This is a genomic window from Streptomyces sp. DH12 (assembly GCF_020873895.1).
GTDB lineage: Bacteria > Actinomycetota > Actinomycetes > Streptomycetales > Streptomycetaceae > Streptomyces.
This window is the reverse complement of record NZ_JAHWGT010001659.1, coordinates 1-389: the sequence shown is the minus strand read 5'-3', so window position 1 is coordinate 389 and position 389 is coordinate 1. Positions and strand designations below refer to the sequence as shown.

The window sequence follows — 389 nt, the reverse complement described above, 5'->3', positions numbered from 1 at the left end:
GCCGGGCGGGGTGTTCGCTTTCTCGCACGGTGAGACTCCCCAGCACCTCACCGGCCGCCAACCCATGTACGGGAAGGGCCCTGAAGACAGGGAGATGACCGTGGACCGCTGGTGCCACCCTCCCGAGACGTGGGCCGCCATCGCACACGAGCATGGCTTCGTCGACGTCGAGGCACGATGCCTTCCCGCGCCCACCGGCCAAGCACTGGGCACGATCATCGTCGAAGCACGGCTGCCTGACCGGGCAGTCGACGCGATTTCCGGCCCACGCGGCTGACGGACACCCCGTCACCGGCCGTGTTTCAGCTCCGTCCGCACCGTCTTGCACGGCATTCTCGCCACGCATTGTGCGCAACCGCGCACACTGTGCGTACGGCAGCTCGTACGGC

Annotated in this window: 1 pseudogene; it reads left to right on the top strand. The window is 68.1% G+C overall.

Going from position 1 to position 389, the window contains the following annotated elements:
* Window positions 1-277, top strand: a pseudogene (locus LPA54_RS41600) (class I SAM-dependent methyltransferase); the annotation flags it as partial.
* Between the last annotated feature and the right edge of the window lie 112 nt (window positions 278-389).